The following is a 24,911-nucleotide window of genomic DNA, read 5'->3' as shown; positions in this document are numbered from 1 at the left end:
GTCCAGGCTGGTCATCGTGCCGTCCAGGTGATCCAGGCCGGCTTCCAGGCGTTCCACCGTGGCGTTGAGGGCCGACAGGGAACTGCTCAGCTCCTTCATGGTGATGCTCAACCCGTCGAGGACGTCTTCGACCTGCTCCACGGTCTTGTCGGCGTTCAACGCGGCCTGGGTGAGCGTCTTGATCCGGCTTCGCTCTTGCCCCCCGCGCGCGGTTCTGTCTGCCATGACCGTCATTATTACCCCTGCGCCGAGCCGGTGTGGCAGGCGTCACCATTCCCATTTTGATAGGGTTCCTATCTAATTTCCCTGTCGAAATCTCTGCCCGCGTCTGGCGTGAAGGAGGATGGCGTTGACGAAAACCCGCGGGGGGCCTGGCTTTCTGCGTCAGCCGAGATCGGTGTGGGCCGTTGCCTTCGCGTGTGTGATCTCGTTCATGGGCATCGGTCTGGTGGATCCGATCTTGCCGACGATGGCGAGCCGGCTGCACGCGACACCCGAGCAGATTTCGCTGTTGTTCACCAGCTACCTGCTGGTCACCGCGGTGGCGATGCTGATCACCGGCTGGGTGTCCTCCAGGATCGGCGCCAAGCTGACGCTTGTCGTCGGACTGGTCATCATCGTGGTGTTCAGTGCCCTTGCCGGAGCCGCCGGTGGAGTGAACGGAATCATAGGTTTTCGGGCCGGGTGGGGTCTGGGCAACGCGCTGTTCATTGCCACCTCGCTGGCGGTCATCGTGGGGGCGGCCAGCGGTGGCTTCGCGGGCGCGATCGTGCTCTATGAGGCCGCGCTGGGTGTCGGCATCGCGATGGGGCCGATGGTGGGCGCCGCACTTGGCGGGATCAGTTGGCGTGGGCCGTTTTTCGGGGTAGCCGCGCTCATGGGAGTCGCCCTCATCTGCGTGCTCACGTTGGTTGCGCCGGCTCCACTGCCGGCCGAGCGGGCGCGGATCGCGGACCCGATCAACGCGCTACGCAATCGCGGTCTTTCGACCATCGCGGTCGCCGCCCTGCTGTACAACTCGGGCTTCTTCATCGTCATGAGCTATTCGCCGTATCCAATGAAGATCGGCATACACGAACTGGGCTTGGTGTTTTTCGGCTGGGGCCTGCTCGTCGCGGTGTTCGCGGTCTTCTGCGCGCCGTGGGCGCAGCGACGCTTCGGTACCGCCCGCTCGCTCTACCTGACGCTGTTCTTGATGTCGCTGGACTTGGTGGCGATTGGAGTGTGGATCGCCCGCCCGCCCGTGGTGATCGCTTGCGTGATAGCCAGCGGCGCCTTCATCGGAATGAACAACACGCTGGTCACCAGCACGGTCATGCAGGTATCGCCGGTGCCGCGGCCCACGGCCTCCGCGGCGTACAGCTTCGTGCGGTTCATCGGCGCCGGCCTCGCGCCGTGGCTCGGTGGAATCGTGGCCGCTCACTACGGTCAGGCGGCGCTGTTCTACCTTGCGGGAGGCGCGGTGTTCCTCGGCCTGCCGGTGCTCGCCACCGCGCACGGCCTGGTGGCCAGGGCCCACGTGCCCTCCGCACACGAAAACGACGAGGCCGCTGAGGAAATCGTCGAGTCGGCCGAGGGCAATGTGCTATACGGCCATCTGCGTGGCGTCGACGCCGCGCCGCTTGCCGACGCCGAACTCACGCTGGTCGACGACGCCGGTCGCCAGGTCGCGCACGGACGGTCAAGCGCCGACGGCTACTACCACCTCGTCGGCCCGGCCGCCGGCAGCCATACCCTCGTTGTCGCGAGTAACGGTGACACACAAGACTTTCCGGTGCAGCTGAGCCGAGCGTCGACAGAACTGTCGCTGCGGCTGGACGGATGCCCCGTCTCTTAGCGACCGGCCCAGCTCACGCCTGGTGTCGCGTGACTGCGGACGTGTCCGACGGCAGCTTCGCCGCGGCGTCCTCGTCGAGCAGCCACAGCGTGGTGTCCAGCCCGACCGCCCCGGCGGCCGGCACCGAAACCGGTGCCGCGCCGCCGATGGCGGCGGCCACCGCGTCGGCCTTGCCGCCGCCGGACACCAGCAGCCAGACTTCGCGAGAACGCGCAATGGCGGGCAGCGTCAACGTGATTCGTTGCGGCGGCGGCTTGGGCGAGTCGTCGACCGACACCACCATCCGGGTGGTTTCGAGCACGGCCGGGGTGTCGGGGAACAGGGAGTTGATGTGGCCTTCGGGTCCCATGCCCAGCAGGTGCACGTCGAAGTTCGGAACCGGCTCGCCGGGTTCGGCGTTGGCGGCCAGCAACTGCTCGTAGGCCAGCGCCGCCGCGGCCAGATCGCTGCCGAATTCCCCGTCGCTGGCCGGCATCGGGTGCACCTGGCTCGACGGGATGTCGACCTGGGAGAGCAGCGCCGCCCGCGCCTGCTTGTCGTTGCGCTCGTCGTCGTCCTCGGGGACGTAGCGTTCGTCGCCCCAGAACAGATGCACCTTTGACCAGTCGATCTCGCGTCCGGCCAGCGACTGCAGCAGCCCGATGCCGTTGCCGCCGCCGGTGAGCACGATGAGCGCCCGGCCGCGGGCCGCAACGGCGTTCGCGATGGTGTCGGTCAGCCGCGCGGCGGCGGCCTCGACCATCGTCTTGCTATCCGGGAAAATCTCGATGCTGGTGCTCACACGTATTGCACTTTCTCGATCCCTTCGAGCGCTGATTGGTAAACCTCGTCGGCGTCCAGCCGCCGCAGGTCTTCGGCGAGGCACTCGCCGGTTTCCCTGCGCGCCAAGGGGAGTAGGGCGTCCGGTCGCGACGTCCGGCTCAACGTGGCCGTCCTTCCTTCCTGCGGCCGGCTCAAGACGATGGTTTCGCTCTTGCGCTCCAGTTCGATCTTGAGTTCGCCGACCGCCCGGCGCACCGGGCCGTCGATCCGGCTGGCCAGCCATCCGGCCAGCACGTCCAGGGCGGGCTCGGTCGCCAGACCGGACACCAGCGCCGACTCGATCGGTTCGTGCGGCGCCAGGTCGACCGCCGAGGTGAGCAGCGCACGCCAGTAGGTGATCCGCGCCCAGGCCAGGTCGGTGTCACCCGCGGTGTATCCGGGCAGCCGGCTCTTGATGGCCGCCAACGGGTCCACCCCGTTGGTCGCGTCGGTGATGCGACGAATCGCCAACCGCCCCAACGGGTCTTGCGCGGGTACCGTCGGCGCGACGTCGGGCCACCACACCACCACCGGGATGTCGGGCAGCAGGAACGGCGTGACCACGCTGGCGGCGTGGCCGGACAGCGCACCGGACAGCCGCAACACCACGACTTCGCTGGCGCCGGTGTCCCCGCCGGCGCGCAGCTGGGCGTCCAGGCGCGGCTTGTCCGCATACGGATTGCCCCGCATCGTCACGATGATCCGGCTGGGGTGCTCATGGCTGGCGTCGTTGGCCGCCTGCAGCGACTCTTCGAGGATATCCTCGCTGTCCGGCGCGATGATCAGCGTCAGCACCCGGCCCATCGCCACGGCCCCGACCCTTTCCCGCAGTTCGTCGAGCCTCTTGTTGACCGCCGTGGTGGTGGTGTCTTCCATATCAATGATCACGGGCGCCGCCATTCCCGGCCGGTGCGCCGCAGCATCTCGAACGCCGAGTCCGGACCCCAGGTGCCCGACTCGTACGGTTCGGGCTTACCGTCCGCCGCCCAATTGTTGAGCACGGGATCGAGTATGTCCCAAGCCAATTCGACCTCTTCGTTCACCGGAAACAGGGACGGCTCGCCGAGCAGCACATCGAGGATCAACTGTTCATAGGCCTCCGGCGACTCCTCGGCGAACGCCGAACCGTAGGAGAAGTCCATGTTGACGTCGCGGACCTCCATCGCGGTGCCCGGCACCTTGGAGCCGAACCGCAGCGTGACGCCCTCGTCGGGCTGTACCCGGATCACCATGGCGTTGGTGCCCAGCTCGTCGGTCATGGTGGCATCGAACGGCAGGTGGGGCGCCCGCTTGAAGACCAGGGCGATCTCGGTCACCCTGCGGCCCAGGCGTTTTCCGGTACGCAGGTAGAAGGGCACCCCCGCCCAGCGGCGGGTGTCCACCTCGAGCGTGATGGCGGCGAACGTCTCGGTGGTCGAGTCCTTGGCAAAGCCTTCCTCGTCGAGCAGCCCGACCACCTTCTCGCCGCCCTGCCAACCGGCGGCGTACTGACCGCGGCTGGTCGTCTCATCGAGGGGCTCGGCGAGGTGGGTGGCCGAGAGCACCTTGATCTTCTCGGCCTGCAGCGCCGAGGGGCTGAAGCTGACCGGCTCCTCCATCGCGGTCAGCGCCAGCAGCTGCATCAGGTGGTTCTGAATGACGTCGCGCGCGGCGCCGATGCCATCGTAGTAGCCGGCCCGGCCGCCCAGTCCGATGTCCTCGGCCATGGTGATCTGCACGTGGTCGACGTAGTGCGCGTTCCAGATCGGGTCGAACAACTGATTGGCGAACCGCAGCGCCAGGATGTTGCGGACCGTCTCCTTGCCCAGGTAGTGGTCGATCCGGAACACCGACTCCTCCGGGAACACACTGTTGACGGTTTTGTTCAGGGCCTGGGCACTCTCCAGATCGTGGCCGAACGGTTTCTCGATGACCACCCGGCTCCACCGCTCGCCCTGCGGGCGCGCCAGGCCGGACTTGTGTAGTTGTTCACACACCATCGGGAAGGAATTCGGCGGGATGGCCAGATAGAAGGCGTGGTTGCCGCCCGTGCCGCGCTCGGCGTCCAGCTTGTCCAGGGTCTCGGCCAGCCGGCCGAACGCCTCGTCGTCGTCGAAAGCGCCCGGGACAAAACGGAATCCCTCGGCCAGCCGGTCCCAGTTCTCCTGGCGGAACGGCGTGCGGCAGTGTTCCTTGACGGCCTCGTGCACCACCTTGCCGAAATCCTGGGTGCTCCAATCCCGGCGGGCGAAGCCCACCAGCGAGAAGCTGGGCGGCAGCAGACCGCGATTGGCCAGGTCGTAGATGGCCGGCATGACCTTCTTGCGCGCCAGGTCGCCGGTGACGCCGAAGATCACCATCCCGCACGGCCCAGCGATCCGCGGGAGCCGCTTGTCGCGCTTGTCCCGTAACGGGTTATGCCATTGTTGCGCGGTGCGGGCTGGGCTCATTTGGAGGCGGAACCCAGCTGCTTCTGAGTTTCTTCCAGCAGCTCGGTCCAGGAATCCACGAACTTCTCCACGCCCTCGTTCTCGAGCACCTTGAAGACGTCGGTCAGATCGATGCCGATCTGGTCCAGCTTGTCGAACACCGCCTGGGCGTCCCCGGCGGTGCCGGTGACGGTGTCGCCCTTGATCTCACCGTGGTCGGCGACGGCGTCAATCGTCTTCTCCGGCATAGTGTTCACCGTGTTCGGTGCCACCAGTTCGGTGACGTAGAGGGTGTCGGAGTAGTCGGGGTTCTTCACACCGGTGGACGCCCACAGCGGACGCTGCACCCGGGCGCCGTCGGCCTTGAGCGACTCGAAGCGATCGCCGCCCTCGAACACCTCCTGGTAGGCCGCGTAGGCCAGGCGCGCGTTGGCCACCCCGGCCTTGCCCAGCAGCGCCTTGGCGTCGTCGGACCCGATCTTCTCCAGCCGCTTGTCCACCTCGGTGTCCACCCGGGACACGAAAAACGATGCGACGGAATGGATCTTGGAGATGTCGTGGCCCGCCTCGCGGGCCTTCTCCAGGCCGGCCAGGTAGGCGTCCATCACCTGGCGGTGCCGCTCGACGGAGAAGATCAACGTGACGTTGACCGAAATGCCTTCCGCGAGAACGGCGGTGATCGCCGGAATGCCGGCCTTGGTCGCCGGAATCTTGATGAACAGGTTGGGCCGGTCGACGATCTTCCACAACTCGACGGCCTGGGCGACGGTCTTGTCGGTCTCGGCGGCCAGCCGAGGGTCGACCTCGATGGACACCCGTCCGTCGACGCCGTCGGAAGCCTCCCACTCCCGCTTGAGCACGTCGCACGCATTGCGCACGTCGTCGGTGGTGACGGTGCGGATGGTCGCGTCCACATCGGCGCCACGCTCGGCCAACTCGGCGATCTGGCCTTCGTACGCATCGCCCTCGGCGAGCGCCTTCTGGAAGATCGACGGGTTGGTGGTTACGCCGACAACGCTTTTCGTGTCGATCAGCTCCTGCAGGTTGCCCGACTGCAGCCGCTGTCGGGACAAGTCATCCAGCCAGACGGATACACCCGCGGCGGACAGCGCCGCGAGGTTGGGGTTCTGAGTCATTTGAAAGGCCCTTTCTCAGTTGTCCACTACCTGTTCCGCGGCGGCCGCGACGGCTTCTGCGGTGAAACCGAATTCCCGGAACAACGTTTTGTAATCGGCGGACTCGCCATAGTGTTCGATCGAGACGATCCTGCCGGTGTCGCCGACGAGCTTGTGCCAGGACTGGGCCACCCCGGCCTCGACGGCCACCCGCGCCGATACGGTCGGCGGCAGCACGCTGTCGCGGTAGTCCTCCGGCTGGGACTCGAACCACTCGACGCACGGCATGGAGACCACCCGCGCCACAATGTCCTTGTCCGCCAACAACTTCTGCGCATCAACGGCGAGCTGGACCTCCGAGCCGGTCGCGATCAGCACCACGTCTGGCTCTTGGCCGGGCTCCTCGCCGTCCGAGCCCAGAACGTAGCCGCCCCGGGCGACGCCCTCGGCGCTGGTGCCCTCCAGCACCGGCACATTCTGGCGCGTCAGCATCAGCCCGACGGGGCCGCTGCCGTTGCCGCGGGCCAGGACCGTGCGCCAGGCGTAGGCCGTCTCGTTGGCGTCGGCGGGGCGCACCACCGAGAGGTTCGGGATGGCGCGCAGCGCCGCGAGGTGCTCGATCGGCTGATGGGTCGGGCCGTCCTCGCCAAGGCCGATCGAGTCGTGGGTCCACACGTAGATCGTGTCGATGTCCATCAACGAGGCCAGCCGCACCGCGGGCCGCATGTAGTCGGAGAACTGCAGGAAGGTGCCGCCGTAGGCGCGGGTGGGTCCATGCAGGACGATGCCGGACAGGATGGCGCCCATCGCGTGCTCGCGCACACCGAAGTGCAACGTCCGGCCGTACCAGTGCGCCGTGTAGTCCTTGGTCGAAATGGACGGCGGCCCAAAGGAATCGGCGCCCTTGATGGTGGTGTTGTTGCTACCCGCCAGGTCGGCCGAACCACCCCACAGCTCCGGCAGCTTCGGCCCGAGCGCGTTGAGAACTTCGTTGGAGGCCTTGCGGGTGGCGATCGGGTCGGAGCCAGGTTCCCAGCGCGGCAGGTCGGCGTCCCAGCCGTCGGGCAGCTCCTCGGCGGTCAACCGGTCCAGCAGCGCCTTGCGTTCGGGTTGTGCCTGCGCCCAGGCGTCGAAATCGGCCTGCCACTTCTCGTGGGCTTCCTTGCCGCGGTCCACCAGCTTGCGGGTGTGGGCGAGCACCTCGTCGCGCACCTCGAACTTCTTGTCGGGGTCGAAGCCGAGGATCTCCTTGACGGCGGCGACTTCCTCGTCGCCCAGTGCCGCGCCGTGCGCCTTGCCGGTGTTCATCAGCTTGGGCGCGGGGTAGCCGATGATGGTGCGCAGCGAGATGAACGACGGCCGGTCGGTGGCCGCCTTCGCGTTGGCGATGGCCTCCTCGATCGCGACGACGTTTTCGCCGCCCTCGATCTCCTGCACGTGCCAGCCGTAGGCGCGGTACCGCGCGGCGGTGTCCTCGCACAGGGCGATGTTGGTGTCGTCCTCGATGGAGATCTCGTTGTGGTCGTAGAAGACGATCAGGTTGCCCAGCTGCTGGACGGCCGCCAGCGACGAGGCCTCCGAGGTGACGCCCTCTTCGATGTCGCCGTCGGAGGCGATCACGTAAATGAAGTGGTCGAACGGGCTGGTGCCCGGGGCGGCGTCCGGATCGAACAGCCCGCGCTCATAGCGCGCGGCCATCGCCATGCCCACCGCCGAGGCCAGGCCCTGGCCCAGTGGTCCGGTGGTGATCTCCACGCCCTTGGTGTGCCGGAATTCCGGATGCCCGGGGGTCTTCGACCCCCAGGTGCGCAGCGATTCGATGTCGGACAGCTCCAGCCCAAAACCGCCCAGGTACAGCTGCAGGTACAGCGTCAGGCTGCTGTGCCCGCAGGACAGGACGAACCGGTCGCGGCCCAGCCAGTAGGTGTCGCTGGGATCGTGGACCATCGCCCGCTGAAACAGGGTGTATGCCAGCGGCGCCAGGCTCATCGCCGTCCCGGGATGGCCGTTGCCGACCTTTTGCACCGCGTCGGCGGCCAGCACCCGGATGGTGTCGACGGCGGCCGAGTCGAGCTCGGACCAGTCGTCGGGAAGGTGCGGTTGGGTCAGCGTGGAGATCTCTTCGAGTGTCGTCACAGACTCAGTCCTTGGGTCATCGAGCTGATCAATCCCACCCTAGTGCGGGAGGGCCGGCTCTTGCAGCGCAGGATTTCGGGTACCCACCGCCGGCAGGTGTGAAAATTACGCGCCCGTCGAAAGTGCCTGACATTCAGTTCGCGAATCTGGGAAAAGTCTGCGGGAACCGACCCGCGGGCGGGCCATCGCCACACCGCGGTCTACCATCGTGTGTAGTAGATGCTGCGCGCCGCTGTGACCCCAAGGAGTAATTGCGTGAGCGTTCGCGGGCGCGTCGCGCCGAGCCGATTGCCAAGCCGGATACACGGCACGGTGCTGGCTTATCTGGCGCTGACCAAGCCGCGGGTCATCGAACTGCTGCTCGTCACCGCGATCCCGGCCATGCTGCTGGCCCAGCGCGGCACGGTGAACCCGCTGCTGATCGTCAACACGCTGATCGGCGGGATGCTGGCCGCCGGGGGTGCCAACACGCTGAACTGCGTGGCCGACGCCGACATCGACAAGGTGATGAAGCGCACGGCCCGCCGGCCGCTCGCGCGCGCCGCGGTGCCCACGCGCAACGCGCTGGTGCTCGGCCTGGTGCTGACGGTGGCGTCGTTCTTTTGGCTGTGGTGGACCAGCAACCTGTTGTCCGGGCTGCTGGCCCTGGCCACGATCGCGTTCTACGTGTTCGTCTACACCCTGCTGCTCAAGCGCCGCACCTCGCAGAACGTGGTGTGGGGCGGCGCCGCCGGCTGCATGCCGGTGATGATCGGCTGGTCGGCCGTCACGGGCACCATCGGCTGGCCCGCGCTGGTGATGTTCGCGATCATCTTCTTCTGGACGCCGCCGCACACCTGGGCGCTGGCGATGCGCTATAAGGACGACTACAAGGCGGCGGGCGTGCCGATGCTGCCGGCCGTGGCGACCGAGCGTCAGGTGACCAAGCAGATCCTGATCTACACCTGGCTGACGGTGCTGGCCACGCTGGCGCTGGCACTGGCGACCGGCTGGCTGTACGCCGCGGTCGCCCTGGTGGCCGGGGTGTGGTTCCTGGCGATGGCCCACCAGCTCTACGCCGGGGTCCGCGCCGGCGAGCCGGTCCGGCCGCTGCGGTTGTTCCTGCAGTCGAACAACTACTTGGCGGTGGTGTTCTGCGCGCTCGCCATCGACTCGGCCATCGGGCTGCCGCACCTGTTCTGAGCCGGTCGTCGACTCGCGTCGCCTCGGCGCCGTGACCGCATCACCCGGCGAATTCGAGAACTGATTTCTTATCTGGGATCGGTAGCCGGCCCACGGGATCACACTTCAGGCATGGCAACTAACCGCATCGTCAGGACGTTGGTCGCCGGAACGCTGCTTTCGGCCGGCCTGTCCTTCTGCGACATGGGCATCACCACGGGTATCGCCGAAGCCCAGCCCGGGCCGATGCCGCTGGACGCGTGGCCCGGCTGTCCCAACGACCACCCCCAGGGGCCGTGCCGCTGGTGCCCCGGGCAACCGTTGCCGCCGACCGGCAACCATGTCACCAACCCCGTCGTCTGGGACAACAACGTCTGCCACACCTACTATTACGTCTGGTTCGGACAGGGCAATGTCGCCCAAAACATCTGGGACGGCGACAACCCGCCGGCACCGCCACCACCACCGCCGCCGGGCCTCATCAATAGAGACAATTGCCAGCAGCTTCTGGGAATCTTCTGCCCGCACGCGTAGCGGCTCGAATCATCTAGGGCAGCAGCACGATCGAGCCCACCGTCTTGCGGCCCTGCAGGTCCTGGTGGGCGCGCGCCGCTTCGGCCAGCGGATAGCGCCCGCCGACCTCGACGGTGATGTCGCCGCCGGCGATCGCGGCGAACAATTCCTCTGCCCGCCAACTGAATTCCTGGCCGGTGCGCACGAAGTGCGCCAGCGACGGCCGGGTCAACGACACCGAGCCGGCGGCGTTGAGGCGCTGCGGGTCGAACGGGGGAACGGGTCCGCTGGCCGCGCCGAACAACGCCAGCGTGCCCCGGACGGCCAGGCTGGCGAGGCTCGCGTCGAAGGTGCTCGCGCCCACGCCGTCGTACACCGCGGCCACCCCGGCGCCGTCGGTCAGCGAGCGGATCCGCTCGCCGAACGCCGCTGCGTCCTCGGGATAGGGGAGCACCTCGTCGGCGCCCGCCCGCCGGGACAGCCGCTCCTTCTCCGGCGTCGAGACCGTGGTGATCACCCGCGCCCCGAGCAGGTTGGCCCACTGCGTCAGGATCAGGCCGACGCCGCCCGCGCCGGCGTGCACCAGTACCGTGTCGCCCGCCTGCACCGGATACACCGACTTGAGCAGGTAGTGCGCGGTCAGGCCCTTCAGCAGGGCCGAGGCCGCCACGTCGGCGGTCACGCCGTCGGGCACCTCGGCGGTCAAATGCGCTGGGGCCGTGGCATATTCGGCATACCCACCGGACGCCGCGGCGCTGACCACGCGGTCGCCGACGCGCAACCCGTCGACGCCGTCGCCGAGGGCTTCGATGGTTCCGGCCAGCTCCGAGCCGAGGACGAACGGCAACTCGCGCGGGTACTGCCCGGAGCGGAAATAGGTGTCGATGTAGTTGACGCCGATGGCCTCGGCCTTGATCAGCACCTCGCCGGGCCCGGGGGCCGGCTGGGGCGTATCGACGTAGCGCAGCACCTCGGGGCCGCCGGTCTCGCTGACTTCGATTGCGTGCATCCGCTTATCATGCCCGGGCATGAAGCTCGCTCGCCCGGACGTCTTCCATCCCCGCATCGTGCTGGCGGGGTCCGGTGACGGCGCGGCCGGCGACGCCGGTCTGGTGGCGGCGCTGCGGCGACGCGGTCTGCACGCGCGCTGGCTGCCTTGGGACGACCCGGAAACCGCCAGCGCAGATCTGGTGATATTGCGCGCCGGCGCGGACGCCCGGGATCGACGCGACGAATTCCTGGCGTGGACCCGACGAGTCCGCCACCTGCTCAACCCGCCCGGCGCCATCGCTTGGAACCTCGATGAGCGGTATCTGCGCGACCTCGAGGACGACGGCGTGCCGACGCAGCGCGACCGGCCCGTCGCGCGGGCGTCGTTGATCTTCGTGGGCGGCGAACGGTCGCACGCCTGGCCGGTGGAGCCGGAGTTCGAATCGTGGGATCTGGGCCACGCCGCGCTGACGTCGGCCGCGCGGCGCGCCGGGATGAGCACCGGGGAGCTGCTCTATGCGCGCGTGGACCTTGCCGGCGACCGGGTGGCGGCGCTGGATCTGGTCGCGCCGTCGCTGGGGTGGCGTCGGCTGGCCCCCGCGGGCCGCGAGATCGCCCAGCGTCAGTTCGCCGTCGCGGTGCAGTCAGCCTGCGAGCGGCTCGGGCTGGGCCCGCTCTCGCATGGCCGCCCATAGCGCAGCGGTGGCCGCGGTGCAGGCCGCGGCCCCGGCCACGTGCAGGGCGACCAGCACGGCGGGGACTCCGGTGTAGTACTGCGCGGTGCCGACGGCGGCCTGGGCGAACACCAGCGCGAGCAGCACGGCGAGCCGCACCAGCACGGGCCGGGCGGCGCGCACGGCCAGCAGCCCGAAGCCCAGCCCCACCAACAGGGCCAGGTAGGCGATCAGCAGCGACGAGTGCAGGTGCACCAGGGTGTCGACCTCGACTTTGAGCCGCGGCACCGTGCGGGTGGGGCTGCGATCACCGGCGTGCGGGCCAGCGGCCGTCACCAGCGTGCCGGTGACCAGCACGGCGGCCAGGTTCAAGCCGGACAGCGCGGTCAGCGCGCGCAGCGGCCGGACGACCCGCTCGCGCACCACTGCGTCGTCCGGTTCGCCGACTTTCACGTAGAGCAGCACCGACAGCCACACCATCGTCATCGACGTCAGCAGGTGGACGGCCACCGTCCACCACAGCAGCCCGGTGCGCACGGTGATGCCGCCGATCACCGCCTGCACGACGGTGGACACCGGCATCAGCCAGGCATAGACGAGGACCTCGCGGCGCCGTCGCGCCCGGGTGACGGCCAGCACCGCCAGCGCCGCCGTGATGACGACGGCGAAGGTGACCATCCGATTGCCGAACTCGACGGCCTGGTGGATGCGTGGCACCTCGGCGTGGGCCACCGGCACGAAGCTGCCCGGAAAGCACTGCGGCCAGGTGGGGCAGCCCAGGCCCGACGCGGTGACGCGCACGATCGCGCCGGTGATGGCGATGCCGCCCTGGGTGAGGATGACGGCCGCGGCGATCAGGCGCTGCACGCCCAGGCTGGGGTTGGGCAGCAGGTCCACCGCGCGCAACAGCATCCGTCCAACCACGGCCCGATCCTAAGCCACCGAAAACTACGAGCTGTAGTACGGAGGGGTCCATCGAGACTTAAACCACGTACACCGGTATCGGCGTGTCGTGTGCGTGGTTTAAGTGTCGCGAGCCCGACCCGAACGTCAGACGAAGAGCCCGATGCGACCGTCAGGTGAAGCGGAACCAGCGCAGCGCGCTCAGCGCGCCCACCGCGCCCCACGCGGCCAGGACGATCACCCCGAACCAGTCCACCGACATGGTCATCGCCTGCGACAGCGCCTCGGTGAGCGCGCCCGACGGGGTCAGCCGGGCCGCCAACTTGACCGCGGTCGGGGTGATGCCGGTTTCGACGGTCAGCGCGCCGAGGCCGGCGAACACGAACCACATCAGGTTGGCAACCGCGAGCACGATCTCGGCCCGCAGCGTCCCGCCGAGCAGCAGCCCCAGGGCCGCGAACACCACGGTGCCCAGTGCGATCACCGCCGCGCCCAGCGCCAACGCCGCCGGTTCCGGTCGCCAGCCGAGCGCAAAACCGATGGCGCCCAACAGGATTGCCTGCAAAAACACCACGGCGACCACGGCAAGCGACTTGCCCGCGATGATGCCCCACACCGGCAGCGGGGTGGCGCCGAGCCGCTTGAGGGCGCCGTAACGCCGATCGAAGGCGACCGCGATCGCCTGCCCGGTGAACGCGGTCGAGATCACCGCCAGCGCCATGATGACCGGGGTGAAGGTGGCCGCGCGGTGCTGGCCGAACGAACCGAGCGGCAGCAGCGTGAGCCCGACCAGCAGCGTGATCGGGATGAACATGGTCAGCAGCAGCTGTTCGCCGTTGCGCAGCAGCAGCTTGAGCTCCAAACCGAACTGCGCGGCAAGCATTTTCGGCACCGCGCTGGGCCGCGGGTCGGGCGCGAAGGTGCCCGCGGGAAAGACGCTGGATCGAATCTCGTTGTCGGTCAAGGCCGTAACTTCCTGCCGGTGAGGTCGAGGAACACGTCCTCGAGGCTGCGTTGCTCGACGCGCATGTCGGTGGCCAGCACGTCGATCCGCGCGCACCACGCGGTGACGGTGGCCAGCACCTGGGGGTCGATGTGCCCTTCGATCAGGTACTCGCCCGGCGTCACCTCGGTGGCCTTGTAGTCCTCCGGCAGGGCGGCGGACAGCAGCGACAGATCCAGACGCGGCGGTGCGCTGAACCGCAACTGGTCCTTGGCCCCGCTGCGCATCAGCTCCGTCGGCGTGCCGGAGGCCACCGTCGCCCCGTGGTCGATGATCACCAGCCGGTCGGCGAGTTCCTCGGCCTCCTTGAGCTGATGCGTCGTCAGCACGACCGTCACACCGTCGCGGCGCAGCGCGTCGATCAGTTCCCACACCAGCAGCCGGGCGTGCGCGTCCATGCCCGCGGTGGGCTCGTCGAGGAACACCAGTTCCGGGCGCCCGACCAGCGCACAGGCCAGCGCCAGGCGTTGCTGCTGGCCGCCGGAGAGCCGCCGGTAGGTGGTGCGGGCAGCGTCGGTGAGGCCGAGCGTGTCCAGCAGCCAGGCGGGGTCCAGCGGGTCGGCGGAGTAGGCGGCCACCAGATTGAGCATCTCGCCGGCCCGCGCCGCGGGATAGCCGCCGCCGCCCTGCAGCATCACCCCGATGCGCGCCCGCAGCCGCGTGTTGTCGGCGATCGGGTCCAGGCCGAGCACCTCGATGGTGCCGGCGTCGGGCCGTACGAACCCCTCGCACATCTCCACCGTCGTCGTCTTGCCGGCGCCGTTGGGGCCGAGCAGGGCCAGCACCTCGGCGGCGTGCACCTCGAGATCGAGGTTGGCGACGGCCTCGACGGACCCGTATGTCTTGGTGACGCCGCGCAGCCGCACCACCGTGTCAGGGGATTTGCGCGATTCTGGAAAGGCCGAGCTCACGTGGAATCAGCGTAGGCGCCATGTGCCGGCGCCGGGCGGGGGGGCGACGGGGGCTGCGGCGGTGCCGTCTCGTCGGTGACGGGTGGGCCGTCGGATTCGGTGCCCAGGACGGGCGGGCGGCGCCAGGGCAGGCGGGTGTAGGTCAGCGCGATGAGCGCCACGACGATGACGGTGCTGGCCAGGGTGGCGTCGATGATCTGGAACAGCGCGAACCGGTCGCCGTTGGCGGTGGGGCCGAAGATCCCGACGACCAGGCTGATGACGATCGCCGCGACGCGGAAGCCGGTGCGGGTCGCCCAGGCGGCCAGCGGGATGATGGCCCACAGCAGGTACCAGGGCTGCACGACGGGAAACAGCAGCACAGTGATGCCCAGCGCCACGCCCAGCCCGCCGATCGGGTGCAGCCGGCCGCGGAAGACGGCCAGCAACAACCAGGCCACCATGACCATGATGATCAGCACGCCGATCGCACGGGTCAGCCCCAGCACCGCGGTGGTGTGATCGCCCAGCCCCAGCAGGATGCCCACCTGCCCGGTGCCCAGCGCCAGCAGCGTCGGCGGCGACATCCAGCTGCGTACCACGTTGGCGGTGCCCAGCGTGTAGATCCAGCCGAAGCCCAGCCCGCTGGCCCAGCCCACCAGCGCCATCACCGCCAGCGACAGCACCGCCATGCCGCCGCCGGTCAGCAGCAGCGCGCGCAGGGTGCCACCGCAGCGGTAGGCCAGGGCCATCGTGACGAAGCCCAGCGCCAGCAACGACGGCAGTTTCACCTGCGACGACAGCACGATCAGCACAGCGCCGGCGACCAGCATCCCCAGCGGCTCCCAGTCCGGCCCGAGCTTCCAGGAGTGGGGCAGCAGGCGCGGCGCTTTGCCATCCGAGATGCCGCGCAACGCGAATTCCGCCCCGGCCAGCATCAGGCCCAGCATCAGCGCCTCGTTGTGCACGCCGGCCACCAGATGCATGATCAGCAGCGGATTGGCCGCGCCCAGCCACAGGGCGCTGACTTCGGCGACGCCGCAGCGCCGGGCCAGGCGCGGGGTCGCCCACACGATCAGGGCCACCCCGAGCAGCTCCACCAGGCGGTGGCACAGCACGGCGGCGACGATGTTCTCCCCGGTGACCGCCGAGATGCCGCGCCCGATCCACAAAAACAGCGGCCCGTACGGCGCGGGCGTCTCGCGCCACAGTGTCGGCACGGACAGCGTGAAGATGTGCGACAGCCCCAGGCCGGAGGCCGGGCCCACCCGGTAGGGGTCCAGGCCCTCCAGCGAGATCTGGCTTTGCGCCAGGTAGGAGTAGACGTCCTTGCTGTACATCGGCGGGGCGATGAGCAGCGGCAGCACCCACAGCAGCAGGGTGCGGTCCAGGTCGCCGCGCGACATCCGCCGGTTGCCCAGCGCGAACCGGCCCAGCATCAACCAGGCCAGCGCCATCATGACGGCGCCGGTGGTGGTCATGGTCAACGACACCGTCTGGATCCGCGACGGGAGGTTGAGCAGCCGCACCCCGAAGGTGGGGTCCTGCACGACGGGACGCGCGCCGGCGCCCAGCGCGCCGATCGCCATCACCACGGTGCCGGCGGCACCGAATAGGCGGGTGCGGCGCAGCGCGGTGAGCTCGGTATCGTTCAGCGGCGAGCCCACTGCTTGCTCGTCGCCGTGCAGGCTCGCGATCGACGAGCTCAGCGTGTGGTGGCGGGCTGCCATCAGAGCAGCCTAGCCCGCCCGACGAGGCGGACCGCACGTTGCGGGCGGTGAGGAGCCGGGCGATCGGGCGGTTGGTGTGAGCATCGCGACGCCAGGACAGGGGACCCTTGGTAGACCGATCCCCGGAATTGCGTCACACTGGTGTTGTGAAAATCCGAACCAGCCCCGATGGGGCCGCTACCGGCGTGGCCGACGTCGGCGCGCCGGTGCCGGATGGTCACACCCGCCGCGCGATCGTGCGCCTGCTGTTGGAGTCCGGATCGATCACCGCCGCGGAGATCGGTGACCGGCTGGGTTTGACGGCCGCCGGCGTGCGACGGCACCTCGACGCGCTGATCGAGGCCGGCGACGCCGAGGCCACGGCGCCCGCCGCGTGGCAGCAGGCGGGGCGCGGGCGTCCCGCCAGGCGCTACCGGCTGACCTCGGCCGGGCGGGCCAAGCTCGACCACGCCTACGACGACCTGGCCGCGGCGGCCATGCGGCAACTGCGCGAAATCGGTGGGGAAGAGGCGGTGCAGGCGTTCGCCCGGCAGCGGATCGACGCCATCCTGGCCGACGTTCCCGCGGCCGACAGCGCGGCCGACACCGACGTCGAGGCGGCCGCCGACCGCATCGCCACCGCACTGACCAAGGCCGGCTACGTCACTACGACCACGCAGGTCGGTGGGCCGATCCACGGCGTGCAGATCTGCCAGCACCACTGCCCGGTGTCGCACGTCGCGGAGGAATTCCCCGAGCTGTGCGACGCCGAGCAACAGGCCATGGCCGAGGTGCTGGGCACCCACGTCCAGCGGTTGGCGACCATCGTCAACGGCGACTGCGCCTGCACCACGCACGTACCCCTGACCCAGGCATCAAGCACGGCGCCCAGCCCGCGCCGTATGACCGACACCACGAGCATCAAAGGAGCGTCTCGATGACACTCACCCCCGAGGCCAGCAAGACGGCTACCGCGCCGCTGACCCAGGAAGAGGCGATCGCCTCCCTGGGGCGGTACGGCTACGGCTGGGCGGACTCCGATGTCGCCGGCGCCAGCGCCCAGCGCGGCCTGTCGGAGGCCGTCGTCCGCGACATCTCGGCGAAGAAGAACGAGCCCGAATGGATGCTGCAGACGCGGCTCAAGGCGCTGCGCATCTTCGACCGCAAGCCGATGCCGAACTGGGGCTCGAACCTGGAGGGCATCGACTTCGACAACATCAAGTACTTCGTGCGCTCCAGCGAGAAGCAGGCGGCGACGTGGGACGACCTGCCCGCGGACATCAAAAACACCTACGACAAGCTGGGCATCCCCGAAGCCGAGAAGCAGCGGCTGGTCTCCGGCGTCGCGGCCCAGTACGAATCCGAGGTCGTCTACCACTCCATCCGGGAGGACCTGGAGAAGCAGGGCGTCATCTTCCTGGACACCGACACGGCGCTGCGCGAGCACCCGGAGATCTTCCAGGAGTACTTCGGCACCGTGATCCCGGCCGGGGACAACAAGTTCTCCGCGCTGAACACCGCGGTGTGGAGCGGTGGCTCGTTCATCTACGTGCCCAAGGGCGTGCACGTCGACATCCCGCTGCAGGCCTACTTCCGGATCAACACCGAGAACATGGGCCAGTTCGAGCGGACGCTGATCATCGCCGACGAGGGCTCCTACGTGCACTACGTCGAGGGTTGTACGGCGCCCATCTACAAGTCTGACTCGCTGCACTCCGCGGTGGTCGAGATCATCGTGAAACCCAATGCGCGCGTTCGCTACACGACGATCCAGAACTGGTCGGGCAACGTCTACAACCTGGTCACCAAGCGGGCCCGCGCCGAGGCCGGCGCCACCATGGAGTGGATCGACGGCAACATCGGGTCGAAGGTCACCATGAAGTACCCGGCGGTCTGGATGACCGGCGAGCACGCCAAGGGCGAGGTGCTCTCGGTGGCCTTCGCCGGTGAAGACCAGCACCAGGACACCGGCGCGAAGATGCTGCACCTGGCCCCGAACACGTCGAGCAACATCGTGTCCAAGTCGGTGGCCCGCGGCGGCGGCCGCACCTCCTACCGCGGCCTGGTGCAGGTGAACAAGGGCGCGCACGGATCGCGGTCCAGCGTGAAATGCGATGCGCTGCTGGTCGATACGATCAGCCGCAGCGACACCTACCCCTACGTCGACATCCGCGAGGACGACGTCACCATGGGCCATGAGGCCACCGTGTCCAAGGTCAGCGAGAACCAGCTGTTCTACCTGATGAGTCGCGGCCTGACCGAGGACGAGGCCATGGCCATGGTGGTTCGCGGCTTCGTCGAGCCGATCGCCAAAGAGCTGCCCATGGAGTACGCGCTCGAGCTGAACCGGCTGATCGAGCTGCAGATGGAAGGCGCGGTCGGCTAGTGACGAATCTGACCGAAGCGGTTGAGGGTTCGGCCCTCGCCGCTGCCAACAAGGGCGAGCTGTTCTCCTCGTTCGAGGTGGACGCGTTCGAGGTCCCGCACGGCCGCGACGAACTCTGGCGGTTCACCCCGCTGCGCCGGCTGCGCGGCCTGCACGACGGCTCGGCGCGCGCCACCGGCAAGGCCGGGATCAGCGTCGCCGAGCGGCCCGGCCTGCGGGTCGAGAGCGTCTCGCGTGGCGACGAGCGACTCGGCCAGGGTGGGGTGCCCACCGACCGGGTTGCCGCGCAAGCTTTTTCGTCGTTCAACTCCGCGACGCTGGTCACCGTCGAGCGCGACACCCGCATCGCCGAGCCGATCGGCATCACCGTCACCGGCCCGGGCGAGGGCGCGGTGGCCTACGGTCACCTGCAGGTCCGGGTCGCCGAGCTCGCCGAGGCCGTCGTGGTCATCGACCAGCGGGGCAGCGGAACCTACGCCGACAACGTCGAATTCGTCGTCGACGACGCCGCCCGGCTCACCGTGGTGTGGCTCGCCGACTGGGCCGACGACGCGGTGCACGTCAGCATGCACCACGCCAAGCTGGGCAAGGACGCGGTGCTGCGCCACGTCGCCGTCACGCTCGGCGGCGAGGTGGTGCGGCTGACGGCCAACGTGCGCTATACCGCCCCAGGCGGGGACGCCGAGCTGCTGGGCCTGTACTTCGCCGACGACGGCCAGCACCTGGAGTCGCGGCTGCTGGTGGATCACGCCCGGCCCGACTGCAAGTCGAACGTGCTGTACAAGGGTGCGCTGCAAGGCGATCCGGACTCCGCGCTGCCCGACGCGCACACCGTCTGGATCGGCGACGTGCTGATCCGCGCCGAAGCCGCCGGCACCGACACGTTCGAGGTGAACCGCAACCTGGTGCTCACCGACGGGGCGCGCGCCGACTCGGTGCCCAACCTCGAGATCGAGACCGGCGAGATCGTCGGCGCCGGACATGCCAGTGCCACCGGCCGTTTCGACGACGAGCAACTGTTCTACCTGCGTTCCCGCGGCATCCCCGAGGAGCAGGCCCGCCGCCTGGTCATCCGCGGTTTCTTCGCCGAGATCATCTCCAAGATCGGGGTGCCCGAGATCCGCGAACGCCTGACCGCGGCCATCGAACACGAACTGGCCTTAACCGAAAAGACGGAAACAACAGCCTCATGACCACTCTGGAAATCAAGGACCTCCACGTCAGCGTCGTCAACCCGAACGCCGCCGAATCCGAACGCGAGATTCCCATCCTCAACGGCGTCGACTTGACGGTGAAATCCGGTGAGACACATGCGTTGATGGGCCCCAACGGGTCGGGCAAGTCGACGCTGTCCTACGCCATCGCCGGTCACCCGAAGTACACGGTGACCTCGGGCTCCATCACGCTGGACGGCGAGGACGTGTTGGCGATGAGCATCGACGAACGCGCCCGTGCCGGAATCTTTTTGGCCATGCAGTATCCCGTCGAGGTGCCCGGCGTCTCGGTGTCGAACTTCCTGCGCTCGGCGGCGACCGCCGTGCGCGGTGAGGCCCCGAAACTGCGGCACTGGGTCAAAGAGGTCAAGGCGGCGATGGGCTCGCTGGAAATCGACCCGGCGTTCGCCGAGCGCAGCGTCAACGAGGGTTTCTCCGGCGGTGAGAAGAAGCGCCACGAGATCCTGCAGCTGGAACTGCTCAAGCCCAAGATCGCGATCCTCGACGAGACCGACTCCGGACTCGACGTCGACGCCCTGCGGGTGGTCAGCGAGGGCGTGAACCGCTACGCGGAGACCGAGCACGGCGGCGTCCTGCTGATCACGCACTACACCCGCATCCTGCGCTACATCCGCCCCGAATACGTGCACGTGTTCGTCGGCGGACGCATCGCCGAATCCGGCGGTCCCGAGCTGGCCGACGAACTCGAGCAGAACGGCTACGTCCGCTTCACCCAAGCGGCGGCCGCCGGGGCCTGACATGGCTACACCTTCGGCGGCGGTCCCACCCCTGGATGTCGCGGCCATCCGCGCCGACTTCCCGATCCTCAAGCGCGTCATGCGCAGCGGAAACCCGTTGGCCTACCTGGATTCCGGTGCGACGTCCCAGCGCCCGCTGCAGGTGCTCGACGCCGAGCGGGAGTTCCTGCTCACCTCCAACGGCGCCGTGCACCGCGGTGCGCACCAGCTGATGGAGGAGGCCACCGACGCCTACGAGCAGGGCCGCGCCGACATCGCCGCGTTCGTGGGTGCGGACGCCCAAGAGCTGGTGTTCACCAAGAACGCCACCGAGGCGCTCAACCTGGTGTCGTATGTGCTGGGGGACAAGCGCTTCGAACGCGCCGTCGGACCGGGTGACGTCGTCGTCACCACCGAGCTCGAGCACCACGCCAATCTGGTTCCGTGGCAGGAACTCTGCCGGCGCACCGGGGCGACGCTGCGCTGGTACGGCGTGACCGACGACGGGCGCATCGACCTCGACTCGCTGCAGCTCGACGAACGCGTCAAGGTCGTCGCCTTCACCCATCATTCGAACGTGACCGGCGCGGTGGCCCCGGTGGCCGAACTGGTCAGCCGGGCGCGGGCGGTGGGCGCGCTGACCGTGCTGGACGCCTGCCAGTCGGTGCCGCACCAGCCCGTCGACTTCCACGCCCTGGACGTCGACTTCGCCGCATTCTCCGGCCATAAGATGTTGGGGCCCAACGGTATCGGTGTGTTGTACGGCCGCGGCGAGGTGTTGTCGGCGTTGCCGCCGTTCTTGACCGGTGGCTCGATGATCGAGACCGTGACCATGGAAGCGTCCACCTACGCGCCGGTGCCGCAGCGGTTCGAGGCCGGCACCCCGATGACATCGCAGGTGGTCGGGCTGGGCGCGGCCACCCGCTATCTCGCGGCCATCGGCATGGACGCCGTGCAGGCCCACGAACACCAGCTGGTCGTCGCGGCGATCGACGGCTTGTCCGGTATCGACGCCGTGCGCATCGTCGGCCCGACGTCCATGGAGAACCGCGCCTCGCCGGTGTCGTTCGTCGTCGACGGCGTGCACGCCCACGATGTCGGCCAGGTGCTCGACGACGAGGGCGTCGCGGTGCGGGTGGGCCACCACTGCGCCCTGCCGCTGCACCGCCGGTTCGGGTTGGCGGCCACGGCTCGGGCGTCCTTCGGGGTGTACAACACCACCGAGGAGGTCGAGCGTCTGGTCGCCGGCGTGCGCCGCGCTCTGGATTTCTTCGTAGGCGATCGCAAGCGCGGCGAAGCCGGGCGCGGCGGGTCGCCGCCACGGGTTGGGAGAGGCTGACATTGCGTCTCGAGCAGATGTATCAGGACGTGATCCTGGACCACTACAAGCACCCACAGCACCGCGGGCTGCGGGAACCGTTCGGCGCCGAGGTGTTTCACGTCAACCCGGTCTGCGGTGACGAGGTCACCCTGCGGGTGGCGCTGTCCGAGGACGGCGAGACCGTCGCCGACGTGTCCTATGACGGGCAGGGCTGCTCGATCAGCCAGGCGGCGACCTCGGTGCTCACCCAGCAGGTGATCGGGCAAAGCGTCGGCGACGCGCTCAAAACCATCACCGCCTTCACCGAGATGGTGTCCTCGCGTGGCACCGTCGAGGGCGACGAGGACGTGCTGGGCGACGGGATCGCGTTCGCCGGGGTGGCCAAATACCCCGCGCGGGTGAAATGCGCGCTGCTGGGGTGGATGGCGTTCAAGGATGCGTTGGCCAAAGCGGCTACAGAGTTTCAGGAGGTCATGGATGAGCGAAACCACCGCGCAGGATGAGGAATTCCTCGCCGACCTCGAGGAGGCGATGCGTGACGTCGTCGACCCCGAACTCGGCATCAACGTCGTCGACCTGGGACTGGTCTACGGGCTGAACGTCGAGGCGGGCGAGGAGGGAACCGTCGCGCTGATCGACATGACGCTGACGTCGGCGGCCTGCCCGCTGACCGACGTCATCGAAGACCAGTCACGCAGCGCTTTGGTGGGCGCCGGCCTCGTCGACGACCTGCGGATCAACTGGGTGTGGAACCCGCCGTGGGGTCCGGACAAGATCACCGAGGACGGCCGCGAGCAATTGCGCGCCCTCGGCTTCACCGTCTGATAAACGCTTTTCGCGCTTTACCGCGCGCTGTCGGCGTCCCGGCCACTAGAGGTGGAAGGGCAGGTGCGGCAGGTGCAGGTGGTGATGCGGGTGCCCCATCGGCGGGCAGGTCTCCACACTGATCATCGCCGCGTGCAGCACCCCGCCGTCCTGAGTCCCTTGTGCCCCAATGCATTTCCCGTTCGTGATCGCCTGGGTGTCCGACGGGGTCTGCCGCTGGTATGAGGTCGACCCGGCGACGGTCACGTTGGTGGAGGCGCCAGGGCCGCTGGGGCCCAGACCGTTGACGGCGATGGTGTTACCCGACACCGAGGCGACCGTGCCGTAGAACCCGGCGGGCGGCGGGCATTTGCCGTCCACGGATGGGGTGACCGTCACCGCCTGCGCGGTGATCGCAGCCGGCGGCGGCGCGCTTTGCGGGGTGGCCTTGATGTTCACGCAACTGCCGGGCGTCACGTCGGTCAGCTTCGCCGGGGTGACGTCCATGACCATGGTCTGCGGCGTGTAGTCCACCGTCGCCGAACCGGTCCTCGTCCGAAGGGCGACCGTGCCACCCGAATTCGACTGCACCATGCCTTCGACGTAGTCCTTGCCTATCGGCGGGGCTGGCGGGGGCGCCGGCGCCGGTGGCGGCGCAGCGTTGGGCGCCCCGCTGGGCGGGACCGCCGTGACGGCGCGTGGCGCGCTGCTGTTCGACGCGTCGTGGGAGGGTCCACACATGGCGACGCACAGCACGAGGAAGGCGATGACGGCGCCGAGCGCGATCTGCGTCCGCCGGGTCTTCAACGATAGGGCAGCCACAGCACTCATCTCCGATCACGCGTTTCGCCGTCGTAGGCAAATACCCCCGCCGGACGCGGTTTTCACGCCGCGCCGGCGGGAGTGACGGCAATCTCAGTCAGCCGAGCCGGGGTCAGCCACCCTGGCCGGGCTGCTTGGGCTTGCCGCATTTGCCGCCGACAGCCTGTCGTAGATTGATGCTCGTCGCCTGCAGCGCGCCGCCGTTGTCCTGGGTGCCCCGCGCGTACAGGCATTTGCCGGGAGTGATCGCGTCGGTATTGGCGGGCGTCTGCTTGCTGTATTTGGTCTTGTCGTCGACCGTGACGGCCGTTTGCGTGGTGTTGCCGTTGGGATCGGTGTTGGTCAGGTTGATGGTGTTACCGGACACCGACGCCACCGAGCCGCGCACCCACGCCGGCTTCGTGGGCGCATTTGACGGCGGGAGAGACGGCGGCGTGGTGGTGGAACCGCCGGGCGCGGACTGCGGCGGCTTCGGGCAGGCGCCGTTGACGGACTGGCTGATCTTCACCGACGCGGCGGTGACGGGCTGTCCGGGCGCCGGCGTCGTTCCCTCCGTCGGCTTCACGCTGACGCAGCTGCCGGGGGTGACGTCCGGCAGCCCGGCCGGCACCGCCTCGGTGATCTTGGTGGTCGAGGTGAAGTTGACCGAAGCGGTCGCGTTGTCTTCCTTGGTGACCTGAATGGAGTTGCCCGCCACCGAGGCGATCAGGCCGCTCACCCGCGCTTCGGCGTTCGGGGTGGCCGAGGTGGTCGTCGACGTCACGACCGACGTCGAGGTCGAGGTCGAGGTCGACGGCGGACTGGACTTGTTCGAAGAGCCGCAGGCGGACAGGGATAGCGCGGTGGCCCCCGCGACGGCGAAGACCGCGAGGCGGGTGAACCGGGGCGCGTGACAGCTGGCAGACATCAACGTTTCTCCATTCGTCGGTTAAAGCCAACGTAAGGGTTTACCCGTTTAACCTGTGCCCAACCTGTGGGCGCTCAGAAGGCCGCTTCGGCCACCTTCATGATGTCGTCATCGATGGATTCGATGACCCCGCGCAGCGCGGTCAGCCTGGGCAGCATGTTCTTGGCGAAGAACCCCGCGGTCGCGACCTTGCCCCGGTAGAACGCTTCGTCGTCGCCCGCGCCATTCGCCAGCGCGCGGTGCGCGATGTCTGCCTGCACCAGCAACCTCCAGCCGATCAGCAGATCGCCGACCGCGAGCAGGTAGCGCACCGATCCCAGGCCCACCTTGTAGATCTCGTCCGCCTGCTGCGCCGCGGACATCAGGTAGCCCGTCAGCGCGCCGGTCATCGCGGTCACGTCGTCGTACGCGGTCTGCACCAGCTGCGCGACCGGGGCCAGGCGCTGCAGTTCCTGACGGGACAGATCACGGCGACCATCGACAACGTCGACGAGGCGCTCAAGCCGGTCGCGCAGCTGGTGCAGACCGCGTACGACGACGTGACCGCGATGACCGGCGCGCTGACGGGCTACCTGATGTC

General features: G+C 68.6%; 23 protein-coding genes and 2 pseudogenes. 11 read left to right on the top strand and 14 right to left on the bottom strand.

The genetic code is table 11. The features are described 5' to 3' along the window. Nucleotides 1-234: pseudogene (locus tag A5622_RS14465) on the bottom strand (ATPase); the annotation flags it as partial. A 109-nt stretch (nucleotides 235-343) separates the two neighbouring features. Between A5622_RS14465 and A5622_RS14460 the strand changes: the two are divergent. Next, nucleotides 344-1,576 (top strand): annotated as a pseudogene (locus A5622_RS14460) (MFS transporter); the annotation flags it as partial. Between the two features lie 274 nt (nucleotides 1,577-1,850). Here A5622_RS14460 and pgl read toward each other — a convergent pair. Genes pgl through tkt form a run of 5 tightly spaced genes read right to left on the bottom strand, consistent with a single transcriptional unit; the run spans nucleotide 1,851 to nucleotide 8,297 of the window. After that, a complete protein-coding gene (gene pgl, locus A5622_RS14455) occupies nucleotides 1,851-2,618 on the bottom strand; it encodes a 6-phosphogluconolactonase (protein ID WP_066879335.1) in 768 nt (255 codons plus the stop codon). Next, nucleotides 2,615-3,526 (bottom strand): glucose-6-phosphate dehydrogenase assembly protein OpcA, encoded by a 912-nt coding sequence (gene opcA, locus A5622_RS14450; RefSeq protein ID WP_066864529.1) that lies wholly within the window; start codon nucleotides 3,524-3,526, stop codon nucleotides 2,615-2,617. The genes pgl and opcA overlap by 4 nt, the downstream gene beginning before the upstream one ends. Beyond that, a complete protein-coding gene (gene zwf, locus A5622_RS14445) occupies nucleotides 3,523-5,067 on the bottom strand; it encodes a glucose-6-phosphate dehydrogenase (RefSeq protein WP_066864486.1) in 1,545 nt (514 codons plus the stop codon). The genes opcA and zwf overlap by 4 nt, the downstream gene beginning before the upstream one ends. Next, nucleotides 5,064-6,182, bottom strand: coding sequence for a transaldolase (tal, locus tag A5622_RS14440; protein WP_066879332.1), 1,119 nt, complete (start codon nucleotides 6,180-6,182; stop codon nucleotides 5,064-5,066). The genes zwf and tal overlap by 4 nt, the downstream gene beginning before the upstream one ends. Before the next feature lie 15 nt (nucleotides 6,183-6,197). After that, nucleotides 6,198-8,297, bottom strand: a complete 2,100-nt coding sequence (gene tkt, locus A5622_RS14435; RefSeq protein WP_066879330.1) for a transketolase — start codon at nucleotides 8,295-8,297, stop codon at nucleotides 6,198-6,200. Between the two features lie 255 nt (nucleotides 8,298-8,552). Between tkt and A5622_RS14430 the strand changes: the two genes are divergently transcribed. After that, nucleotides 8,553-9,479, top strand: a complete 927-nt coding sequence (locus A5622_RS14430) for a heme o synthase (RefSeq protein WP_066864473.1) — start codon at nucleotides 8,553-8,555, stop codon at nucleotides 9,477-9,479. A gap of 111 nt (nucleotides 9,480-9,590) precedes the next feature. Next, nucleotides 9,591-9,992: a hypothetical protein gene (locus tag A5622_RS14425; RefSeq protein ID WP_066879327.1), complete on the top strand. Its 402-nt coding sequence runs from the start codon at nucleotides 9,591-9,593 to the stop codon at nucleotides 9,990-9,992. A 13-nt stretch (nucleotides 9,993-10,005) separates the two neighbouring features. On the opposite strand, the gene A5622_RS14420 is transcribed toward A5622_RS14425, so the two are convergent. Next, on the bottom strand, nucleotides 10,006-10,980 hold the full coding sequence (locus A5622_RS14420; protein WP_066879324.1) for a quinone oxidoreductase: 975 nt from the start codon (nucleotides 10,978-10,980) through the stop codon (nucleotides 10,006-10,008). Nucleotides 10,981-10,999: 19 nt separating this feature from the next. On the opposite strand from A5622_RS14420, the gene A5622_RS14415 reads away from it, so the two are divergent. Further along, complete coding sequence (locus tag A5622_RS14415) at nucleotides 11,000-11,656, top strand: hypothetical protein (RefSeq protein ID WP_066879320.1); 657 nt, start codon at nucleotides 11,000-11,002, stop codon at nucleotides 11,654-11,656. Here the strand turns inward: A5622_RS14415 and A5622_RS14410 are convergent. The 4 genes from A5622_RS14410 to mptB all read right to left on the bottom strand — a co-directional run bounded on the left by A5622_RS14410 (nucleotide 11,606) and on the right by mptB (nucleotide 16,161). Next, nucleotides 11,606-12,547, bottom strand: a complete 942-nt coding sequence (locus A5622_RS14410; RefSeq protein ID WP_156752955.1) for a heme A synthase — start codon at nucleotides 12,545-12,547, stop codon at nucleotides 11,606-11,608. The genes A5622_RS14415 and A5622_RS14410 overlap by 51 nt on opposite strands. Before the next feature lie 163 nt (nucleotides 12,548-12,710). Further along, nucleotides 12,711-13,421: an ABC transporter permease gene (locus A5622_RS14405; RefSeq protein WP_231997998.1), complete on the bottom strand. Its 711-nt coding sequence runs from the start codon at nucleotides 13,419-13,421 to the stop codon at nucleotides 12,711-12,713. Between the two features lie 77 nt (nucleotides 13,422-13,498). Further along, the gene (locus A5622_RS14400; protein WP_066879312.1) at nucleotides 13,499-14,452 is read right to left on the bottom strand and encodes an ABC transporter ATP-binding protein; all 954 of its coding nucleotides are present in this window, start codon (nucleotides 14,450-14,452) and stop codon (nucleotides 13,499-13,501) included. Beyond that, complete coding sequence (gene mptB, locus A5622_RS14395; RefSeq protein WP_066864452.1) at nucleotides 14,449-16,161, bottom strand: polyprenol phosphomannose-dependent alpha 1,6 mannosyltransferase MptB; 1,713 nt, start codon at nucleotides 16,159-16,161, stop codon at nucleotides 14,449-14,451. The genes A5622_RS14400 and mptB overlap by 4 nt, the downstream gene beginning before the upstream one ends. Nucleotides 16,162-16,307: 146 nt before the next feature. Here mptB and A5622_RS14390 point away from each other — a divergent pair, with 146 nt between their 5' ends. From A5622_RS14390 to A5622_RS14360, 7 genes are read left to right on the top strand one after another with little or no spacing between them, the layout of a single operon-like run. Beyond that, nucleotides 16,308-17,081, top strand: a complete 774-nt coding sequence (locus A5622_RS14390) for a metalloregulator ArsR/SmtB family transcription factor (RefSeq protein WP_066879309.1) — start codon at nucleotides 16,308-16,310, stop codon at nucleotides 17,079-17,081. Further along, nucleotides 17,078-18,526: a Fe-S cluster assembly protein SufB gene (gene sufB, locus A5622_RS14385; RefSeq protein ID WP_066864446.1), complete on the top strand. Its 1,449-nt coding sequence runs from the start codon at nucleotides 17,078-17,080 to the stop codon at nucleotides 18,524-18,526. The genes A5622_RS14390 and sufB overlap by 4 nt, the downstream gene beginning before the upstream one ends. After that, nucleotides 18,526-19,719, top strand: a complete 1,194-nt coding sequence (gene sufD / locus A5622_RS14380; protein ID WP_066864438.1) for a Fe-S cluster assembly protein SufD — start codon at nucleotides 18,526-18,528, stop codon at nucleotides 19,717-19,719. Before sufB ends, sufD begins: the two co-directional genes overlap by 1 nt. Continuing rightward, nucleotides 19,716-20,498, top strand: coding sequence for a Fe-S cluster assembly ATPase SufC (gene sufC / locus A5622_RS14375; protein ID WP_066879306.1), 783 nt, complete (start codon nucleotides 19,716-19,718; stop codon nucleotides 20,496-20,498). The genes sufD and sufC overlap by 4 nt, the downstream gene beginning before the upstream one ends. A 1-nt stretch (nucleotide 20,499) precedes the next feature. After that, the gene (locus tag A5622_RS14370) at nucleotides 20,500-21,816 is read left to right on the top strand and encodes a cysteine desulfurase (protein ID WP_066879303.1); all 1,317 of its coding nucleotides are present in this window, start codon (nucleotides 20,500-20,502) and stop codon (nucleotides 21,814-21,816) included. Further along, nucleotides 21,813-22,301: a Fe-S cluster assembly sulfur transfer protein SufU gene (gene sufU / locus A5622_RS14365; RefSeq protein WP_156748934.1), complete on the top strand. Its 489-nt coding sequence runs from the start codon at nucleotides 21,813-21,815 to the stop codon at nucleotides 22,299-22,301. The genes A5622_RS14370 and sufU overlap by 4 nt, the downstream gene beginning before the upstream one ends. Beyond that, nucleotides 22,276-22,623 carry a metal-sulfur cluster assembly factor gene (locus tag A5622_RS14360; protein WP_066864419.1) on the top strand — a complete coding sequence of 116 codons (348 nt, stop codon included), beginning with the start codon at nucleotides 22,276-22,278 and terminating at the stop codon, nucleotides 22,621-22,623. The genes sufU and A5622_RS14360 overlap by 26 nt, the downstream gene beginning before the upstream one ends. Before the next feature lie 45 nt (nucleotides 22,624-22,668). Here A5622_RS14360 and A5622_RS14355 read toward each other — a convergent pair whose 3' ends face one another. The 3 genes from A5622_RS14355 to A5622_RS14340 form a co-directional block, all read right to left on the bottom strand. Beyond that, on the bottom strand, nucleotides 22,669-23,409 hold the full coding sequence (locus A5622_RS14355) for a DUF5666 domain-containing protein (RefSeq protein WP_066879300.1): 741 nt from the start codon (nucleotides 23,407-23,409) through the stop codon (nucleotides 22,669-22,671). Nucleotides 23,410-23,536: 127 nt separating this feature from the next. After that, the gene (locus A5622_RS30770) at nucleotides 23,537-24,331 is read right to left on the bottom strand and encodes a DUF5666 domain-containing protein (protein ID WP_197508012.1); all 795 of its coding nucleotides are present in this window, start codon (nucleotides 24,329-24,331) and stop codon (nucleotides 23,537-23,539) included. Between the two features lie 74 nt (nucleotides 24,332-24,405). Continuing rightward, nucleotides 24,406-24,911, bottom strand: a 506-nt coding sequence (locus A5622_RS14340) for an acyl-CoA dehydrogenase C-terminal domain-containing protein (RefSeq protein ID WP_231998316.1), incomplete at its 5' end; no start/stop codon positions are given.

Origin of the sequence: Mycobacterium sp. 1245801.1, assembly GCF_001673055.1 — a bacterium.
GTDB lineage: Bacteria > Actinomycetota > Actinomycetes > Mycobacteriales > Mycobacteriaceae > Mycobacterium > Mycobacterium europaeum_A.
The sequence above is the reverse complement of the archived record's forward strand: the minus strand, read 5'-3'. Positions and strand labels throughout refer to the sequence as shown.

Excerpts from the sequence above, each read along its gene's own strand:
- zwf (WP_066864486.1), bottom strand. The coding sequence starts at position 5,067 with ATGAGCCCAGCCCGCACCGCGCAACAATGGCATAACCCGTTACGGGAC.
- tal (WP_066879332.1), bottom strand. The coding sequence starts at position 6,182 with ATGACTCAGAACCCCAACCTCGCGGCGCTGTCCGCCGCGGGTGTATCC.
- A5622_RS14425 (WP_066879327.1), top strand. The coding sequence starts at position 9,591 with ATGGCAACTAACCGCATCGTCAGGACGTTGGTCGCCGGAACGCTGCTT.
- A5622_RS14420 (WP_066879324.1), bottom strand. The coding sequence starts at position 10,980 with ATGCACGCAATCGAAGTCAGCGAGACCGGCGGCCCCGAGGTGCTGCGC.
- A5622_RS14415 (WP_066879320.1), top strand. The coding sequence starts at position 11,000 with ATGAAGCTCGCTCGCCCGGACGTCTTCCATCCCCGCATCGTGCTGGCG.
- A5622_RS14410 (WP_156752955.1), bottom strand. The coding sequence starts at position 12,547 with ATGCTGTTGCGCGCGGTGGACCTGCTGCCCAACCCCAGCCTGGGCGTG.
- A5622_RS14405 (WP_231997998.1), bottom strand. The coding sequence starts at position 13,421 with ATGCTTGCCGCGCAGTTCGGTTTGGAGCTCAAGCTGCTGCTGCGCAAC.
- mptB (WP_066864452.1), bottom strand. The coding sequence starts at position 16,161 with ATGGCAGCCCGCCACCACACGCTGAGCTCGTCGATCGCGAGCCTGCAC.
- sufB (WP_066864446.1), top strand. The coding sequence starts at position 17,078 with ATGACACTCACCCCCGAGGCCAGCAAGACGGCTACCGCGCCGCTGACC.
- sufC (WP_066879306.1), top strand. The coding sequence starts at position 19,716 with ATGACCACTCTGGAAATCAAGGACCTCCACGTCAGCGTCGTCAACCCG.
- A5622_RS14370 (WP_066879303.1), top strand. The coding sequence starts at position 20,500 with ATGGCTACACCTTCGGCGGCGGTCCCACCCCTGGATGTCGCGGCCATC.
- A5622_RS14360 (WP_066864419.1), top strand. The coding sequence starts at position 22,276 with ATGAGCGAAACCACCGCGCAGGATGAGGAATTCCTCGCCGACCTCGAG.
- A5622_RS30770 (WP_197508012.1), bottom strand. The coding sequence starts at position 24,331 with ATGTCTGCCAGCTGTCACGCGCCCCGGTTCACCCGCCTCGCGGTCTTC.